Source organism: Klebsiella sp. MISC125 (assembly GCF_051131775.1).
Lineage (GTDB): Bacteria > Pseudomonadota > Gammaproteobacteria > Enterobacterales > Enterobacteriaceae > Klebsiella.
Map to the genome: position 1 here is coordinate 1,513,829 of NZ_CP180448.1, position 16,773 is coordinate 1,530,601.

A 16,773-nucleotide genomic window follows, 5' to 3' on the forward strand; every position below is an offset into this window, starting at 1 on the left:
ATTTATTCATCTCCATCATCAAGATTTGTGAACAGCGATGAACGCTGTAAATGATGAATACCATCACATGCAGTTTTCATTATTTCATCCAGTATGCTAGGGGTGATCTCGTCATCGATCACCATAACCATTTCGAGTATTAAATTTAAATTCATTCCTGACAGTAGGATGATATTATCCCAGAGGCTTTCTTTAGCAATGATTTCCATTGCGATGTTGTAGGGAGAGCCATTTTTCAAATCTGCGAGGATAATTATTTTTTCTTTTTGGGTATTTAACGTAATGATTTTTTCTGTAAGTTCTTCTCTAAATTTTTCAATTCCCTTTTGACCATCTAGTTCGAATGTGTGGAGGTTTGGTTGCGGTCCCAGAATTAATTCTGTGGCCTGTCTGGCACCGCTGGCATATCCTTCATGAGATATTAATAATAGTTGATTCATCCTGCTCCCTTATCTGGTGTTCTGATTTCGATGTAAAATGATTCTAATCGTTTATAGGTTTCAATATATTCAATTACTCGCGACTGTTCATCGTAGGTATAGCGCTTCATGACTATCACCGGTTGGGATGAAGAAAGCTCAAGGTGTTTTTGCATATGCGTATCAATATCGGTGATTGCACATATTGTCTGGCGATAGGGCATTGCGTACATATCCAGACCGTGATTAACTTTAAAGGCCTCATAAATTGAATTAAGCGCTGAGTTCTTGACCATCAATTTGCTGTCAAAATAACGTACCGGGATATGTGATATTTGAAAGGCATAAGGTTTTCCACTATCTAATTTTAGTCGGGAAATTCGATAATAACTTTCATCAGAATTAAGCCCGAGTTTTTCCTGGATAGAGGAATCGTTCTCAGTCGTACAGTCAATGATTTTTACCGACTGCATTCCCTTCATATCGCGGTCTGATTCAGAAAAAATGATACTTTCATTGCGTTTTGCTTTAGACACGAAGGTGCCTTTACCCTGATAGCGAATTAGATAGCCTTCATTCACCATTTCGTGAATTGCCCGAATCACCGTGGCTGAACTGACGGCGTAGCGTTCTTTTAATTCAGACTCGCTGTAAAATTTTTCTCCTGGTTTAAATGTGCCATTTCTTATTTCATCTACCAGGGCCGCTTTTATCACCAGGTATTTCGTTGATTGTACAGTTGCTTTCATTATTTCGCCGGTATCTGTTGTATTTAATTTTGTAGACTTACGATACCTGCATGGATTTGTACAATCAACATCCCAAATCAACTTAACCGGTTAACCTGTTAAGTTATTTCCTGGAATGTGATGTGCTTCGCATAAGGCGGTGTGTTAATCAACGGGGGCAGATCGCTTCATTATCTACTCTTTAATAAAATCACCCCACCACTGCATCATCGGGCGACGTTGCTCAAGATAATCACTTCGGTTAAAGACGCGTCGTACCTCGTTTTTATCGACATGCGCAAATACGGCTTCAATGACATCAGGCGGGGGGCTTTATGTGTTAAGGATGTTACTGGCGATTAAGGGCAATCCATGTGAGATGAGCACGCTACTAAATCAGGCCTGTATTTTGCGCATAAATTATAACTTCACTGATGTGCTGGAAAAGGCAACGGACAGTTTCTAACACACCTCTGCCTTGCACCGGTTGCACCACCTGAACCAATTTATGGGTTTTGATATCGGTGACATCTATATTGCCAATTGCAGGAAAACATCGCTTTCTGCTTTGCGGCTTTGATTTCCGAATCCGTTAGCGGCTTGGTTTGTCTTGCCATGAGTCGTCTCTGGGCTTTTAGGCCCAACGAAAACAATAGTTCTTTACGTTGGACCTACCAATGGGCCTACAAGGTTCGGATTTAATCAGTTCTCTTCGGACTTCGCGGGACAAATTGCAGACACAAAAAAGCCCGCAGGGCTTGCGCCGTGCGGGCTTTTAGGACTTCATCGGATGACTCTGGTAATCACCGATGGAGAATTTTGGTGCTGGCGTCCCTGTGCTTTATTTATCAACTATATGATTTATATCATTATTTTTTTATAGATGTTCATTAAGGGTTCAATAAAGGGTCCAAAAAAAGGCGTCATCACTGATTTTACTTATTCCAGAGCTAAAATCTTAGATACTGCTAGCGTTGAGGAGTTGAACTCACGAAACAGAGCCTTTCTGATCCAGAGGCTATTTCCCGTATGCAAGATCTTACCTCCAACTAAGTCTTCTCAATGTGCTAAACAAGAATTATAAAGGGGGATAGTACGGAATTAAATCGCAAACCAATTAACTCATTGATAAATAACTTTTTATTAAAAAACTTGCATAGGTCGGAAAAATAGCACTTTTTGCAAAAGTCCCACTAAGCCTATGCTGGCTTGCTTTCAAAGCTCTTCTTACAAATCTGCATAAAAAAACACCACTCATTGATCAATTCGTGCTTTTTGAGAGTTGATCGCCATAAGCGATCTGAAGATACTGCATCCATCAAAACAACAATGGAGAAATGTATGACAGAAAGAAAAAGATTTATCCGTTTGCCTGAAGTGCTGGAAAGAACCGGATTTTCTAAAGCTTGGATTTATCGATTAATCAGTCGTGGTCAATTCCCCGCACCTATAAAACTAGGTGATCGAGCAATCAGGTTCGTAGAAAGTGAAGTTGATGAATGGATTGACCAAATGATTTACTCGTCTCGTAATAAAGCAGCGTGATTTGGTTTGTAGAGCGTTTAGGGCCAAGTATGAATAACAAACCCATATTAAACTAAAGGTCAGATGTATATCTGACCTTCATTTATTTCAGCATTAATAATGATGCTGTGAAATATTTCTTTATTTCTATTGACTATTAAAATATAAGATCTATAAAAAGTAAAGATACAAAAAAAGCCAGATTTTAAATCTGACTTTTTAAGGACTAAAAAAGTTTTCGCTGACTTTTTTAAGTCTTGTAATCAGTTAGAGGATTAACGTGATTACAAATATAATAAAGTATTAAATAATCTTTTCATATTTGTCAAATCTAAATCTGAGCTTTTTACAAGTCTTTTAAATACCACTTCCAGAATCTTTAATGTCCTCGAAAGCAATCAAATTATAAACCTTTGTATCAGGTCTACATATGTGGAGCAATTGAGCGCGAGTCGCTAATAAGAGATGTCCGTATGTTTTGTTGGTTGTAGGTATAGAAGGGGAAGCGACGTAATACCAACCCGAAGCGAAGTTCTAAACAGATAAGTGAAGTTGTATATGGAATAGCTATGAGAAAGCCCTACCTTTGTTTACAGCATAAATAGGGGATAACAATACATTAATCTGCATGAACGAATCTGGGGGTGTCGTAGGGTGTCCTACATTGGAAACGATGTAGAGCTTTAAGCCAGATCAACTTGGGTGAAGTCATATTTTTCATCTTGGTTTTCGCCAATCTTGATATATTTTCAACAAAATAAGTTGAAAATTTCAGGAGGCGAAGCCTTGGATGAAGTCCCCTTTTCGGGGGCGAACACAAGGCAGTATATAACTCTCAGTAAGGCTGTTTTTGTTTATAGCAAAGGTGCCTTGTTTTATGGCACCAATAAAATATAAAGTAGAACTAGATCTAAAAAATATATAGGGCGAAGCCTAATAAAGTAAAAAGAAAACCATATATAAAAGATATAAAAAAAAGTCTCGCGCCAGATATCCCATCATAGAAATTTTCCCGCTGTTGCCCGTTCTAGATCCAAATCCTTAACAGGAATAGATCGGTATAAAAGATCGATAATTAGATATTGATAGCTTTTGACAATCAAATGATGCCAGATCGATCGGTTTTTAATTGATATAAACGATCGATTATTTGTTTGCGATAGTTTTAACCTATCATGGTGTGATTTTCGATCGGTACAAACGATATGACGAACCATCAAAATAATTGAATTCTAAGACGTTTACAGGCCAAGCGTTGGCCTGTGTCTTACCAATGAAGGAAAAGGTATGCGGAAATTTATGTTAGTGGCAGGTCTTGCCGTCCTGTTAGCAGGGTGTGGCGATGATGGCATCTATGGCAACTATGTTAATCAACAGTTTGGCGTCAGGCTTGATATTCAGAAAGATGTGATCAAGTTTCGCGATGGTGTTTTTACCGTTAAAAGCTGGGATGAAAGCAAGAAACCCATCTATATCGCCAAAACGCAAAACAAAAATCTCGGATCTTGGACTTTTAAAATCGAAAAAGTCAAAGATGGAGTTGTTTACCAAGGTGCGGTTTTTAAGAAAGATTAGAGGAGTAGGAAATGGAAAATAATACCATTCAATGCCCATACTGTCTAAAAGAAAGTCAGAAAGGGGTTCACGTATGCACTGGATGTCAAGCAACTGTATTATACGGTGCTCCGCCGGGTTGGTGCGTATTTTTAATAGTATTCAGCACCTTAATATTATCAGTTTTGATTGGTATGAGTTCAGGAATAATGGCTGGTAATATTAGTTTATTTGTTATTGCGATTGTTGGGTTTATTATTAGCAAGTTGGCTTTTTCTGACAGGATTTCTTTCAGAAGGAGAATGTAAAATACGTCTTCCAAGGTGATGGCTCGAAGTGTCGAACCATCACCCATATAAATTTTATTTCCTCCTCTATATCATCAAGCACTAAATCGGAACCCGCAAGCGGGACCCCACGATTTAGCCCTTGACGATTTCCCCCCAAAGTTGCCATAAAGACAATATATTGTTTACTCTATCTTTTATTTGCATTTTATTTATCGTGCAGTGTATTTATTTATGTAGCCGCTATTGACTAGTTTTTTAGATCGGTTATTTATTTAAATATAAGTTGAGTTCAGCTTTTATTTTTTAGCTTTCGGAAACTGAGGCAAGGTGTAATAGCGTATCCGCTATTTACCCAATCCTTCGGATTGCCCTATCTCGCTTTGCTCGTAGGGTTGAAAAAGATCTACCCTTCCGCCTAATCCCCTTGTCAAAGGGGAGGCGGTAAACCATACAGTTTAATATTATAGGAGTATTTAAAATGAATGATGATTTAGGTTTTATAAATAACATAGATGGGAAAATTTTAATTGAGCATTATCAATATTTAACTAATGCCATACTGGGTGATGATGACACAAAAAAAGAATTTGTGAAATATGAACATTATGACTTGGATTATTTAAGGTATTATCTTGAAGCGAGTATCTATTTTTTAGGTGAGGCAAGAGATGAAGCAAATAGAGATGTTGAAATAAAAGATTTAAACGAAGCAGTGGAGATAATAAATAAATTATCAAATAGGGCTAAGGTTGCTTTAGCTGAACATATTATATTGTGGTTTGAAGATATTTCATTGGTAGGTTCTTATAATACACTATTTAGGTTTTTAGGCAGGGAGAAAAGAATATTATGATGATTATGTCTGTAGCAATGGTAATACTTTGTATTATGTTGGGAGGTTTTATGATCCGTAGCTGTACTGGAAAAACAAACTCTTCAAGCGAAGCAAAGCAAGCAATATCAGAAGTTAGAAAAATGATAGATAAGAAAGCACTGATTAAATACAAAAGGAATAATAGAACATGAATGTAGAAAACTTAATGAATAGTATGACTATAGAATATAAGCTCGAAATACTGGCAAGGTTTTTTTATTACATAGAACAAAACAAAGATATACCATTTAATGAAATCAATAGTGATGAGCGAGATTTGTGTTATTTTGTAGCCAATAGATACATTACAGAGAATAAAGCTGATGAGCTTATTGAAGCATTAATTATTGAAAATGATAACGACTACATAAGAGCAACAGATGATTACATTATCCAGAGGAATAAAGAATGCGAACAGACAGAAAAAGAGGGCGTATAGAATTAAATCACGAAGAACGCAGAGATATATCTATACAGTTTAGAGTAAACAAAGCAGAGTTTGAATATTTAAAAGAACTTGTTGAGGCATCCGGTCTTGAAAGAGGCCATTACATTAGGAAAGAGATTTTAAACTCTGAACCTATTGTTAAAAGAAAAATGCCTGAAATAAATCAAAAAACATACATGCAGCTTTCAGCAGTTGCCAATAATATAAACCAAGCAACAAAGAAACTAAATGGTAATGAGTATTTTGATAAAAATGAGGTTGATAAACTCAACTTTAATATAAAACAGGTTGGTAGAAGGATAATAGAAATAAATAAAAACTTGGGGTATATATGAAAGGGAATGTAGCTAAAACAGGGAGATCATTTAAAAATAGGGTAGATTATATATTAAAAGATGATCACAGTTTTATTTGTAGCAATATGTCAGCAGATAAAAATAACGTTAGTGAGTTAACTGATGAGTTTAAAACTGTAAGCGGCTTTAGACAAGATATAAAAAAACCAGTCTTTCATGCATTTTTATCTCTTCCAAAAGATGAAAAATTAACAGATGAAAAATGGCAGGAGATAGCAAAAGACTATTTGAAAGAAATGAATATTGATATAGAAAAATATCAATATATTTGTGTGCGTCATAAAGATACAGATCAAGACCATATTCATATTGTAGCAAACAGGATCGGCCTTGATGGTTCTGTATGGCATGGTCAGCACTCAGCATTTAAAACAATAGCAGCTTGTGAACGTTTAGAAGTAAAGCACAGCTTAACCATTACTAAAGGCTTACAGGAGCAAAAATCAGACGTATCAGCACCAACCAAGAACGAGATCGAGCAAGCCCTACGTACAGGTGAGAAACCAGCTCGTATAGTGCTTCAGAACGCGCTACAAGCGGCTATGTTGGGTAAACCAGACCTGCAGACTTTTATAGACAGAATACAGGCCGTAGGCATTGAACCGAGGTTCAATGTTGCCAGCACTGGCAACGTGGCGGGGGTTTCATTCAGTTTGAATGATATAGCATTTAAGGGATCTTCATTAGGTAAAAAATTTAGCTGGAACACTATTAAAGGTAAGGTGAAATATGACAAAAATAGAGATGATGAACTCATTAGAAGATTCGCAGCAAGAAAAACAGATGACGAAAATAGTATTGGACGATCACCTATTGAACCAAATATCAATGACGATAGAACCATTATCAGAATCGATGATGATACTATCAGAGTCTGTCAGCACAGCATTAAATCAGACACAACAGACACTAACAAGAGTGAACAACTCATTAGAAGCAACAACAACAGCTTTAAACTCAGCGAAAAATATAATAGATCAGCAAGCCATAAAGTTAGAAGAACAACACAAAAAGCTGCACAAATACTCAACAGAGTTAAAAGACAATACAATAAAGAACCAATCAAAACTTATAATAAAAATGGCCTCAATAGTTGGCGTGATAAATCTGATAGCGGTTCTATCAGTAGGATACTTGATCATGCAGAAACAGCCACAACAGCCACGAATAACTTTAGACTCAAAGGCCGTAGCACTTTCAATAGTAGAGCAGCTAAGATCGAAGAAGTAAGGGAGAGATTAGGTATCATAAAACCCCTTATTCAGCCCAGAAATAAAGAGAAGCTGATTAAAGAATCTTTAAAGAAAAAAACTGATTACTTAGTTCAATATGAAAATAGATTTAAAAAGAGATTAAAAGAAAATTTTAAAGAAAGCACTGAAGAAAGAAATGTTATTTCAAAAGAAAAAAAGATGTATTTTAAAAAGCCTTGATTTAACTATATATGAAACTGTAGGCACTTTTGGAGTGCCTACAGTTAAAAATTATATTTCTTTTAATCTGTTTAGTATCTGTTCCCGTTCCTTGATTAAGGCTTTATCTGTTATATCTATAGCAGGTTGAAAAATATTCATATCCATTTCAAAATGATTAAACTCATTCAAAAGAGTTTTTTTAGACATGAAAAATACGCGATGTTGAATTTTTTCAGGCTCACTACCTTTAAATGAATTAAAAATTATACTGGATAACATATCATGTTTACTTGTATTGATATTATATTTATCAACTAAGTGATGTTCAACGCTCAGACGTAAATAAAGATATGTTAGAGTATGCCTTAATGTTTTAGATAATAATGGGTAAACTCCATTCTTTAGTGGATTAAAGTTTTTATAATCCCACGAAATCACATCCTTTGCTGATAATTCATGATCTCTAGTTAATACGTTATTAGAAAATAATTTTTCATAAATGTCTTTTACATTCACTTTTTCGTCACAATATCCATGCATTAACTGCGTTAATTTGTTCTTTTCTTCGGGTAATCCTATTATTTGGCAAAGTCCACGCATGAATGGGACTAGAGATATTAGAAATTGTTTTTCATCTTCAATCTCAGATTTTATATCTTCTCGTAAAACCCTCAAAAACTCATGGATATAAAGTAGAATGGACATTTCATTTTGATTTATAGGTATAAATCCGTTTTGTTCACCAGCAACATTATTAAAGTAATAAAGGTTTAAACATTGTTTTTCTTGGTGTTCGAGCAGTTTAATTAAATCTGTATTGTGTGTAAGAATCAATGTTTTCTTAGATGATAAGAAACTTAATATTGCATATGCTAATTTATTTTTGTAAATTGAATCGAAGCTGGAAATAGGATCGTCAAGAACTATTAATTTACACGTGGAATTTTTTGCTTTTAACAGTTCAAATGCTAGTGAAAGAAAATTTTGTTCTCCATTACTTAATTCTAGATCTTTACGATTTTTGTTTAAAAAATCTCTTCCCCCCAAAGTGAGTCTAATATTATTTTCCGCATCTCGAACTAATGAAATTTCTCGTTCAAGAGATTCATTTAAAAACTGCTCAATAAATAAAATGTCTTCACTGCCAAATGTTGGTTTGTTTTTTAGTAACTCTTTGTAGGCTGAGAAATCCTCCTTTAGTCCTTTGTTGGTTGAAATATTGAGAAAATCATATTTAAGTAATTGCCAGTATATTTCTCTATATTTATTGAAATCTGTTATTAATTCCAATATGAACGACTTGTCGGATTTTTTTATCGCATTTCTAACTTTATCTTTGATAATGAATGGATCGGTTTGTGATAGGTTTTTTACAATCTTTTCTGCAATTTCTTTTTCATGGTCATCCATTCCGTTTGATGTCTTTTCATATTGCTCATTTTTTTCAGCCAATTTATCATTGACATTAATTGGATGATCGCAAACTAAACATTCATCTATGTAATTAAACTTTTTCAATATCGATAATGCTTCACCTTGTTCTTCAAGTTTAACTATGCAATTTTCTTTTCCATTAAATTTGAAGTTATAACTTGATAATGCTCTTATAATCGAATCATCTCTGGAAAAATCGTCAATGAAAAACTTTAACTTACCTTCATCATAATCTGGTTTATCATTTAAATCGAATTCGTGGATTGTTTTGATAAAATCCTCCCGATCAATTTTTTTGCCCCTTGAGCGACTGTTTGCAATATCTGATATATATCCAAGTATCTTTTTGTCTTGAATAAGACTATCAAAATTAGTCTTAATCTTCGATATTTGATAATCTTTTTTTAATATGTCAACAAGATCTTTCTCGAATATGCTAATGAAGCTATTATTGATTTTTTCTTTAAGCTCATATTCTTTTTTTATGTCCTCGCCAAGAATAAAGTCCTGTGTCTCACCTTGAATAATATTTCTGTCATTTTGATCAGAAATGATATGAGCTATAGCATCATTTTTCTCTGTGAATTGCACACCATCTATATTCATTGAGTATTCGGCATCTTGCTCTCTATTCAATACCTTTGATAAACTTGTCTTACCCGTGCCATTGGGTCCATAAAGAACGCAGGTTTTCCTTTTCCCAAAATCTAATTCATTATTTTGAGTCAGGTTTAAGTATTCGTCAGTAAATATTTTTCCTTTCTTAACTTTTGATATGATAATCTTCATGATAATTTCCTAATCAACGATTATTCTTCAAGTTTATTGAAGTGCCTACAAACTCAAACACATTGAAATTTCTAACAGAGATTGAATGTAAAATGATAGAGCTAAGTCATACTTTTTGCTATCTACCAGATTTTGTATAGTGTGAGCGCCGAAGAAAACAGCTTTTATAAGAAATTGGGTTGCAGTTTAGGGCACATGACCAAGAAGCTTTACCCTAACAAACACAATTAATGCAGTATAAGGAAAGTGGGCGAAGGCAATGAGGTCATTGAGCTGACAATATATACTTCACAATTAGATTAATAATATATCATTAATCGTTCCTGTTATAGCATTTAATATCAGGCTGTAATTTTATATGGTATTATGAAGTGAACTCAGTATTCATACTATAAATTAGATGCGTGATGCATTCTAATCCATAATTTGAATCAGAGTTGTTTAGTTAAACCTTCTACGCAGCAATTGCCTTATATTTCTGAGCTTGAATGTAATCTCCCCACCACTGCATCAGCTCTGTTCTTTCAGCAAGATACTCAGCACGATTGTAAGCGGCTATGATTTCGTTGTTCTTAGTATGAGCTAAGGCTGATTCAAGCACCTCTGTTCTAAATTTACTACTTTCTTCAGCAGCCGTTCTTGCTATAGAGCGCATTCCGTGAGCAACAAGTTCTCCACCGAATCCCATACGGATAATTGCAGCATTGGCTGTTTGTTCATGCATGTGATTAAGGGGAGCCTTAATACTTGGGAAAACCCACTCTCTATGACCACTGATTGGTCTGATTAACTCAAGTATACGCATAGCCTCTTTACTCAGCGGAATCTTGTGAGGGCGCTTCATCTTCATAAACTCACCGGGGATGTTCCAGAATCGATTATCTTCGTCTATATCACTCCACCGAGCACGGACTGCTTCTCCCGGACGAACCCACGTAAGGAGTTGCCATTCAATTAGAAGACGTGTTTCGAGCCGTATAGAAGCGTTAGATAGAGCAATCAAGAATCGGGGTAAATCATCTGGTGGTAAAGCTGGCATATTTTGCTTCTTGGGTTTGCTGAATCTCTGGCCGAGATTGTCAGCAGGATTAAACTCAATAAGTTCTTCTGTTGCAGCCCAACGGAAAATTTCATTTAGACGTGAAATGATACGGCGTAGAGTTTCCAATACGCCTCGTTGTTCTATGGGGTCAAGGTGTTGTTTTAAGAGCTTGGGACGGATCTCTTTGATAGGAATGTTGCCTAAACCGGGGAAAATATTTCGTTCAAGGCTTCGCCAGATGTCTTCTGCGTGGTCTGGAGAGATACCAGAGGTCTTAACCTTTTCATCTAACCATTTCCTAGCAACCGCTTGTAGCGTGTGCTCAGTGGCATCCTTAAGGGCATTAGCTTTATCGTTGTTGTGAATCTGCGGATCGATACCATTTGCAAGCAACGATAAGTATTCATCACGTGTAGCCCGAGCCTTAGCAAGTGTGAGATGAGGATAGGTTCCTAAGCTCATCTTTGTTCGCTTCTTACTTACTGGCACTGCATACCTGAAATACCAATTTTTCTTACCACCCTTTGATAGGGGAGCGATTCGTAGCATCAGGCCATCACCGTCAAAAAGGTTGATTTCCTTTTCTGCTGGCTTGGTATTTTTGATTTCAGTGTCAGTGAGCTTCTTAGCGATCTTTGCCATTTTAGGACCCTCGTTTTTTGGACCCTTTGCACTGGGTCCCAAAAAGGGTGCCATAACGAGTAGCTTCTAGCAAATCTCAGTAGACTTCTGTAGACGTAAAAAAGCCCGCAAGGCTGGTTCCATGCGGGCTTAGTAGACTTCAGTATACTTCAAACAACTAAAAAGTGGTGGAGCTGGCGGGAGTTGAACCCGCGTCCGAAATTCCTACATCCTCGGTACTACATGCTTAGTCAGTCTTTACATTCGCACGCCAGCTGCGGACAGACACGCCACTAACGAACTAGCCTGATTAGATTTAGCACTTCAGCCCCAGGCAGGACATCCATGCGATCTCTTTTGGGTTTGACCTCTCTTGATCCCCGTCTTAAGAGCGGAAGCTAGGGAGAGAGGGCTCTTAGCAGGTTATTAAGCTGCTAAAGCGTAGTTTTCGTCGTTTGCGACTATTTTTTTGCGGCTTTTTACGAGGCCAACCGCCCCTCGGCATGCACCTTGGGTTTCGCAAATCCCGTCGAATCCAGAATCAGCCCCAATGTGTACGTTGAGTATAACAGATTTATGAATGTGCTTACCAGCCCTCGTTTCGAGGATTCTAGCGGCGGGTTGGGTGAAAAATCAGCATCAACAACGATATAGCGTGAGGGCCAGAGAACTGACCCTCATTAAGAAGGGGAATTAACGGCCAGCGTGTTTCATGATCCTGGCTTTATCCACCGCCCACTCACGATCTTTTATATCGGTACGCTTGTCGTGCTGTTTCTTACCTTTCGCTACGCCGATTTTTACTTTACACCAGGCGTTTTTCCAGTAAAGAGAAAGCGCAACTACGGTGTAACCTTCACGGTTAATGCGTCCATAGAGGTTGTCCAGCTCACGCTGATTTAGCAGTAGCTTGCGGGTTCGCGTCGGATCGCAGACGTAGTGGGTGGAAGCCACAGCCATTGGGGTAAAGTTGGCGCCGAACAGATAAGCCTCGCCATCTTTCAGGATGACGTAGCTATCGCCGATGTTGGCTTTGCCTGCACGCAGAGATTTTACTTCCCAACCCTGCAGGGCGAGACCAGCCTCGTATTCATCTTCGATAAAGTATTCATGACGGGCGCGTTTATTCAGCGCAATGGTGGCTGATCCAGGTTTGTGGGCTTTTTTCTTAGTCATAGTATCCTGAAGTCATCGTCTTAAAACAGTCGTACCTCAATCCATCCTGCGAGGTGTAATGGGCTATCTTAGCACGAGTTGCAGTACAGCGTTTTTTTTAGCAGCAGATAAATGATATTATTTGCGCCGTGTTTATATGTGGAACCTGCTATGCCTCAGATTAGCCGTACCGCGCTGGTGCCCTTCAGCGCGGAACAGATGTATCAACTCGTAAACGATGTGAAGTCCTACCCTGATTTTTTGCCTGGCTGCACCGGTAGCCGTGTGCTGGAACTTGGGCCGACGCAAATGACTGCGGCGGTTGATGTGTCCAAAGCTGGCATCAGCAAGACATTCACTACCCGCAATACGTTAACTAGCAACCAGAGCATTTTGATGAGTCTGGTCGATGGGCCGTTCAAAAAACTGATTGGCGGCTGGACGTTTATTCCGTTAAGTCCGGAGGCGTGCAAAATTGAGTTTCATCTCGATTTTGAATTCACCAATAAGCTGATTGAAATGGCTTTTGGCCGCATCTTTAAAGAACTGGCCATGAACATGGTGCAGGCGTTTACGGTCCGCGCTAAAGAGGTCTACAGTGTCGGCTAACATCGTTGTTGAAGTGGCCTATGCGTTGCCGGAAAAGCAGTATCTGCAGAGCGTCAGGTTGGAGGCGGGGGCGACGGTTGAGCAGGCGATTGTCGCCAGCGGTCTCTTGACGTTACGCGATGATATTAATCTGGCAAAGAACAAAGTGGGCATCTATAGCCGCCCGGCAAAACTACATGATGAAGTGCATGATGGAGATCGTGTGGAAATTTATCGCCCGCTTATTGCTGACCCGAAAGAGCTGCGTCGCCAGCGGGCCGAGAAAAGCGCTGGAAAGTAATCATTTTTCAGACATTAAAAAAGCGCTCATTGAGCGCTTTTTTGCATTTTACGGCCTTACTCGGTAGTCAGAGCAGGTTTGTTATCTATATTAGTCAACACTCCACTGCTGTCGAAAGTCAGGGTAAGAGTCTGCTGGGTGACTTTTTCATGCCCAGGCTGCTGACGGAAAACATAGAACCAAGTGTTAGTACCAAACGGATCCGACATCATTGGAGTACCCAGTGCATAGGCGACCTGTTGTTGTGTCATGCCGACCCGAATTTTTGCTACATCGGTCGGTGCCAGATAGTTACCCTGGTTGATGTCAGGACGGTAAACCACTCGTTCCAGAGTGGAACAGCCTGCGGTCAACATAAGAAGAACCGCTGCGGCAGCAGTCAGCGTTTTACAGCGCATAGTGATTTGATTCCTTTTTGGGCCCGAGCAGTACGTGGCTCATCTGTAATATGCCGATGATAATAGACCTTTGCCCGGTTGGGAACCTTCGGCTGCAGGTCTATCGGCAATTTGCTGTTCACTATGACTCTGCGAAAATCAAAAAGTTTACGCAGCGAGCAACTCTTTCGCGTTTGCCAGGGTGTTGCGGGTGACCTCGCTACCGCCTAGCAGACGGGCTAATTCCTGCAAACGAGCACGTTTATCCAGAGGGTACATATGCGTTTCCGTCATCTCCCCATCGGTTTCCTTACAGACGAAGAAATGATGATGACCGCAGCCCGCCACCTGAGGTAGATGGGTTACACACATCACCTGGGTTGATTCACCTAACTGGCGCAGCAGTTTGCCAACTACCGCTGCCGTCGGACCGCTAATACCGACATCCACCTCATCGAAAATCAATGCCGGCGTTTCCATTTTCCGTGCGGTGATAACCTGAATCGCCAGCGCGATACGAGAGAGCTCGCCTCCGGAAGCGACTTTGGCTATCGACTGTAGCGGTTGCCCGGGGTTTGTGGTCACTCGGAATTCTATATGGTCTGCACCTTCGGCGGTAAGGTGACGTTCATCAAACGAGACATCAATGGCGAACACACCGTGCGGCATGGAAAGTAAGTGCATACTCTCCGTAATCAGCTGGGTCAGCTCATCGGCACTGCTCTGGCGCAGGGCGTGCAGCTGCTTTGCTGTATCCAGCGCTAACTGATGGTGCTCTACTACCATTTGACCGAGGGATTCCAGAGAACCTGCACTATCGTCCAGAAGACGCTGCTCTTCCAGCAAAGCCTGATGGAATTCCGGAAGTTCCTCAGGCGTAATCTGATACTTACGTGCCAGGGCAATTTGTCGGGAGATACGCTGTTCCAACTCAAACAGACGGTTCGGATCGAGATCGAGACGGTCGTTATAATGGCGTAGCTCATCGGTGGCTTCGATGAGCTGGATAGACGCCTCTTCCAGCATATCCAGCACTCCTGAAAGTTTGCTATCCATACTAACCAACTCATTTACCAGCTGTTTAGTGGTATAAAGCTGGCTTTGCAGATTGGCTTCCTCACCATCTGCCAGCACCGTTAGCGCATGTTGGCAGACGGTCAAGAGTTGACCACTATTCGCCAGACGCTTGTACTCTTCATCAATTTGCTCAAATTCACCCGGCAGCGGACTGAATTCGTTTAACTCTTTCAATTGATATTGCAGCAGATCCGCACGAGCTGCGCGTTCCTGACTTTGCTGCTGATGCTTAGCCAATTCGCGGCAGCTTTGATGCCACTGGCAATAGTGTTCAGCCATACGCTGAGTAAGTACATACTCACCGGTATAGCTATCAAGCAGTGTTTTCTGATGTTCGGATTTAGTCAGTAACTGGTGTGCATGCTGGCCGTGGATCTGGATAAGATGCTGACCCAGCTCGCGAAGCTGGGAGAGAGGGACTGCGGTACCGTTGATAAAGCCGCGGGAGCGACCGTCTGCGCTAATAACGCGGCGAAGTAAACACTCACGTCCGCTTTCCAGTTGGTTCAGTTCCAGCCAACGTTGAGCTGCGGGTGTGTCTTTCAGGGAGAAGCGTGCGCATAAATCAGCACGGCTGGCGCCTCTGCGCACCATATCGGCTTCAGCCCGACCACCGAGGCACAGCCCCAGCGCGTCGATAGCGATCGATTTACCAGCGCCGGTTTCACCGGTGATGGCGGTCATACCGTTGTGAAAATCGATTTCCAGCTCACGAACGATAGCAAAATTACTGATAGTGAGTTGTGCCAACATAGCTGCCTTCCTGTATGAAAAACCATTACTGTGTTTTCGTACAGTATAGACTGGTTTTTTATCCAGTAAAGAGGCAGGCTACAAAATCAGAACAATTTTTTCGACCAGCCAAGCTTGGTGCTTAATGTATTGAAATAGCTATAGTCTTTGGGATGGATGAGATTGAGATGATAATCGCAGCGGCGGATTAACACATCTTCACCATCCTGAATGGGGAGTGCTATCTGGCTGTCGCAGCTAATTTCAAGGTCGCTGCAGCGCTGAGAAAAGCGCAGGCGGATGGTGCTGTCGCCGTTAATCACTAGCGGGCGGGCGGAAAGCGTATGCGGGAACATGGGCACCAGGGTAATAGCGTCCAGCGATGGTGTGAGGATTGGGCCGCCAGCGGAGAGTGAATAGGCGGTGGAGCCGGTCGGTGTGGAGATAATCAGGCCGTCGGAACGTTGAGAGAAGGCAAAAACCTCATCGATATAGACTTCGAACTCAATCATGTGCGCGACTTTACCTGGATGCAGGACGACTTCGTTAATTGCTGTGCTGATGCGTTTCTGGCAATCCTGCTGGCACACCTGTGCTTCTAATAAGAAGCGTTTTTCGGCGATATAGTGGCCTTCGAGAACATCGGCAAGTTGCTGTAGCGCATTATCCGGGTCGAGGTCAGTGAGAAATCCGAGATTACCGCGGTTAATCCCAATAACGTTAATGTCGTAGCGCGCCAGGGTGCGCGCCGCGCCGAGCATATTGCCGTCGCCGCCAACGACAACGGCGAGATCGGCCTGCTGGCCTATTTCCGCCAGTGTCCCGGTCTTAACGTTGCTAAGCTGTAGTTCATGAGCAATTTGCTGCTCAACCAGCACTTCATAACCTTTGCTGGACAACCAGCGCCAGAGCATTTCATGTGTGGTCAGCGCGGTTGGGTGACGAGGGTGTCCCACAATGCCTATACACTTGAAGTGGTTCTTCATGATCTGGATGTCCTTGCGTTAAATGAATAGTGTCAATCTGGCCGTGTTCACTTGAAACCCGGA

Annotated in this window: 18 protein-coding genes, 1 other RNA gene and 1 pseudogene; 10 read left to right on the forward strand and 10 right to left on the reverse strand. The window is 40.4% G+C overall.

Features of this window, described 5'->3' with window-relative positions; all coding sequences use genetic code 11:
* Window positions 1-2: 2 nt before the first annotated feature.
* The 3 genes and pseudogenes from ACMYSL_RS07245 to ACMYSL_RS07255 all read right to left on the reverse strand — a co-directional run.
* Window positions 3-440: a PTS sugar transporter subunit IIA gene (locus ACMYSL_RS07245; RefSeq protein WP_434662002.1), complete on the reverse strand. Its 438-nt coding sequence runs from the start codon at window positions 438-440 to the stop codon at window positions 3-5.
* Window positions 437-1,168, reverse strand: coding sequence for a GntR family transcriptional regulator (locus ACMYSL_RS07250; RefSeq protein WP_434662004.1), 732 nt, complete (start codon window positions 1,166-1,168; stop codon window positions 437-439). Before ACMYSL_RS07250 ends, ACMYSL_RS07245 begins: the two co-directional genes overlap by 4 nt.
* 174 nt (window positions 1,169-1,342) lie before the next feature.
* Window positions 1,343-1,700 (reverse strand): annotated as a pseudogene (locus tag ACMYSL_RS07255) (phage integrase central domain-containing protein); the annotation flags it as partial.
* 788 nt (window positions 1,701-2,488) lie between these two features.
* Here ACMYSL_RS07255 and ACMYSL_RS07260 point away from each other — a divergent pair.
* The 8 genes from ACMYSL_RS07260 (at window position 2,489) to ACMYSL_RS07295 (ending at window position 7,626) form a co-directional block, all read left to right on the forward strand.
* On the forward strand, window positions 2,489-2,692 hold the full coding sequence (locus ACMYSL_RS07260) for a helix-turn-helix transcriptional regulator (protein WP_074181212.1): 204 nt from the start codon (window positions 2,489-2,491) through the stop codon (window positions 2,690-2,692).
* Window positions 2,693-3,958: 1,266 nt separating this feature from the next.
* Window positions 3,959-4,246 carry a hypothetical protein gene (locus ACMYSL_RS07265; RefSeq protein WP_020231154.1) on the forward strand — a complete coding sequence of 96 codons (288 nt, stop codon included), beginning with the start codon at window positions 3,959-3,961 and terminating at the stop codon, window positions 4,244-4,246.
* A gap of 11 nt (window positions 4,247-4,257) precedes the next feature.
* Window positions 4,258-4,533: a hypothetical protein gene (locus ACMYSL_RS07270; RefSeq protein WP_071883304.1), complete on the forward strand. Its 276-nt coding sequence runs from the start codon at window positions 4,258-4,260 to the stop codon at window positions 4,531-4,533.
* 460 nt (window positions 4,534-4,993) lie between these two features.
* A complete protein-coding gene (locus tag ACMYSL_RS07275) occupies window positions 4,994-5,368 on the forward strand; it encodes a hypothetical protein (protein ID WP_434662007.1) in 375 nt (124 codons plus the stop codon).
* Window positions 5,365-5,541 carry a hypothetical protein gene (locus tag ACMYSL_RS07280; RefSeq protein WP_020231151.1) on the forward strand — a complete coding sequence of 59 codons (177 nt, stop codon included), beginning with the start codon at window positions 5,365-5,367 and terminating at the stop codon, window positions 5,539-5,541. Before ACMYSL_RS07275 ends, ACMYSL_RS07280 begins: the two co-directional genes overlap by 4 nt.
* Complete coding sequence (locus ACMYSL_RS07285) at window positions 5,538-5,828, forward strand: hypothetical protein (RefSeq protein ID WP_049099482.1); 291 nt, start codon at window positions 5,538-5,540, stop codon at window positions 5,826-5,828. Before ACMYSL_RS07280 ends, ACMYSL_RS07285 begins: the two co-directional genes overlap by 4 nt.
* Window positions 5,798-6,172, forward strand: a complete 375-nt coding sequence (locus tag ACMYSL_RS07290) for a plasmid mobilization protein (RefSeq protein WP_200024126.1) — start codon at window positions 5,798-5,800, stop codon at window positions 6,170-6,172. Before ACMYSL_RS07285 ends, ACMYSL_RS07290 begins: the two co-directional genes overlap by 31 nt.
* Entirely contained in the window at window positions 6,169-7,626 is a 1,458-nt protein-coding gene (locus tag ACMYSL_RS07295) for a relaxase/mobilization nuclease domain-containing protein (protein WP_434662009.1), read from the forward strand. Before ACMYSL_RS07290 ends, ACMYSL_RS07295 begins: the two co-directional genes overlap by 4 nt.
* A gap of 51 nt (window positions 7,627-7,677) precedes the next feature.
* Here the strand turns inward: ACMYSL_RS07295 and ACMYSL_RS07300 are convergent, their stop codons facing one another.
* The 4 genes from ACMYSL_RS07300 to smpB all read right to left on the reverse strand — a co-directional run bounded on the left by ACMYSL_RS07300 (window position 7,678) and on the right by smpB (window position 12,670).
* A complete protein-coding gene (locus tag ACMYSL_RS07300; RefSeq protein ID WP_434662010.1) occupies window positions 7,678-9,831 on the reverse strand; it encodes an AAA family ATPase in 2,154 nt (717 codons plus the stop codon).
* A 454-nt stretch (window positions 9,832-10,285) separates the two neighbouring features.
* Entirely contained in the window at window positions 10,286-11,515 is a 1,230-nt protein-coding gene (locus ACMYSL_RS07305) for an integrase domain-containing protein (RefSeq protein WP_045855712.1), read from the reverse strand.
* A 165-nt stretch (window positions 11,516-11,680) separates the two neighbouring features.
* Window positions 11,681-12,043: a transfer-messenger RNA gene (gene ssrA / locus ACMYSL_RS07310) on the reverse strand.
* Window positions 12,044-12,187: 144 nt separating this feature from the next.
* On the reverse strand, window positions 12,188-12,670 hold the full coding sequence (gene smpB, locus ACMYSL_RS07315) for an SsrA-binding protein SmpB (protein ID WP_110277446.1): 483 nt from the start codon (window positions 12,668-12,670) through the stop codon (window positions 12,188-12,190).
* Between the two features lie 150 nt (window positions 12,671-12,820).
* On the opposite strand from smpB, the gene ACMYSL_RS07320 reads away from it, so the two are divergent.
* Complete coding sequence (locus ACMYSL_RS07320; RefSeq protein ID WP_197975057.1) at window positions 12,821-13,258, forward strand: type II toxin-antitoxin system RatA family toxin; 438 nt, start codon at window positions 12,821-12,823, stop codon at window positions 13,256-13,258.
* Window positions 13,248-13,538 (forward strand): RnfH family protein, encoded by a 291-nt coding sequence (locus tag ACMYSL_RS07325; RefSeq protein WP_182240495.1) that lies wholly within the window; start codon window positions 13,248-13,250, stop codon window positions 13,536-13,538. Before ACMYSL_RS07320 ends, ACMYSL_RS07325 begins: the two co-directional genes overlap by 11 nt.
* A 56-nt stretch (window positions 13,539-13,594) precedes the next feature.
* On the opposite strand, the gene bamE is transcribed toward ACMYSL_RS07325, so the two are convergent.
* From bamE to nadK, 3 genes are all read right to left on the reverse strand, one after another.
* Complete coding sequence (gene bamE / locus ACMYSL_RS07330; protein WP_112217070.1) at window positions 13,595-13,936, reverse strand: outer membrane protein assembly factor BamE; 342 nt, start codon at window positions 13,934-13,936, stop codon at window positions 13,595-13,597.
* Between the two features lie 147 nt (window positions 13,937-14,083).
* Window positions 14,084-15,745 carry a DNA repair protein RecN gene (gene recN, locus ACMYSL_RS07335; RefSeq protein WP_434662011.1) on the reverse strand — a complete coding sequence of 554 codons (1,662 nt, stop codon included), beginning with the start codon at window positions 15,743-15,745 and terminating at the stop codon, window positions 14,084-14,086.
* A gap of 86 nt (window positions 15,746-15,831) precedes the next feature.
* A complete protein-coding gene (nadK, locus tag ACMYSL_RS07340) occupies window positions 15,832-16,710 on the reverse strand; it encodes an NAD(+) kinase (RefSeq protein WP_004104646.1) in 879 nt (292 codons plus the stop codon).
* Window positions 16,711-16,773: the final 63 nt, after the last annotated feature.

Coding starts and splice junctions, on each gene's coding strand:
- ACMYSL_RS07320 (WP_197975057.1), top strand. CDS start 12,821: ATGCCTCAGATTAGCCGTACCGCGCTGGTGCCCTTCAGCGCGGAACAG.
- ACMYSL_RS07245 (WP_434662002.1), bottom strand. CDS start 440: ATGAATCAACTATTATTAATATCTCATGAAGGATATGCCAGCGGTGCC.
- ACMYSL_RS07275 (WP_434662007.1), top strand. CDS start 4,994: ATGAATGATGATTTAGGTTTTATAAATAACATAGATGGGAAAATTTTA.
- ACMYSL_RS07305 (WP_045855712.1), bottom strand. CDS start 11,515: ATGGCAAAGATCGCTAAGAAGCTCACTGACACTGAAATCAAAAATACC.
- bamE (WP_112217070.1), bottom strand. CDS start 13,936: ATGCGCTGTAAAACGCTGACTGCTGCCGCAGCGGTTCTTCTTATGTTG.
- ACMYSL_RS07265 (WP_020231154.1), top strand. CDS start 3,959: ATGCGGAAATTTATGTTAGTGGCAGGTCTTGCCGTCCTGTTAGCAGGG.
- ACMYSL_RS07290 (WP_200024126.1), top strand. CDS start 5,798: ATGCGAACAGACAGAAAAAGAGGGCGTATAGAATTAAATCACGAAGAA.
- ACMYSL_RS07300 (WP_434662010.1), bottom strand. CDS start 9,831: ATGAAGATTATCATATCAAAAGTTAAGAAAGGAAAAATATTTACTGAC.
- nadK (WP_004104646.1), bottom strand. CDS start 16,710: ATGAAGAACCACTTCAAGTGTATAGGCATTGTGGGACACCCTCGTCAC.
- ACMYSL_RS07295 (WP_434662009.1), top strand. CDS start 6,169: ATGAAAGGGAATGTAGCTAAAACAGGGAGATCATTTAAAAATAGGGTA.
- smpB (WP_110277446.1), bottom strand. CDS start 12,670: ATGACTAAGAAAAAAGCCCACAAACCTGGATCAGCCACCATTGCGCTG.
- ACMYSL_RS07280 (WP_020231151.1), top strand. CDS start 5,365: ATGATGATTATGTCTGTAGCAATGGTAATACTTTGTATTATGTTGGGA.
- ACMYSL_RS07260 (WP_074181212.1), top strand. CDS start 2,489: ATGACAGAAAGAAAAAGATTTATCCGTTTGCCTGAAGTGCTGGAAAGA.
- ACMYSL_RS07250 (WP_434662004.1), bottom strand. CDS start 1,168: ATGAAAGCAACTGTACAATCAACGAAATACCTGGTGATAAAAGCGGCC.
- recN (WP_434662011.1), bottom strand. CDS start 15,745: ATGTTGGCACAACTCACTATCAGTAATTTTGCTATCGTTCGTGAGCTG.
- ACMYSL_RS07285 (WP_049099482.1), top strand. CDS start 5,538: ATGAATGTAGAAAACTTAATGAATAGTATGACTATAGAATATAAGCTC.
- ACMYSL_RS07270 (WP_071883304.1), top strand. CDS start 4,258: ATGGAAAATAATACCATTCAATGCCCATACTGTCTAAAAGAAAGTCAG.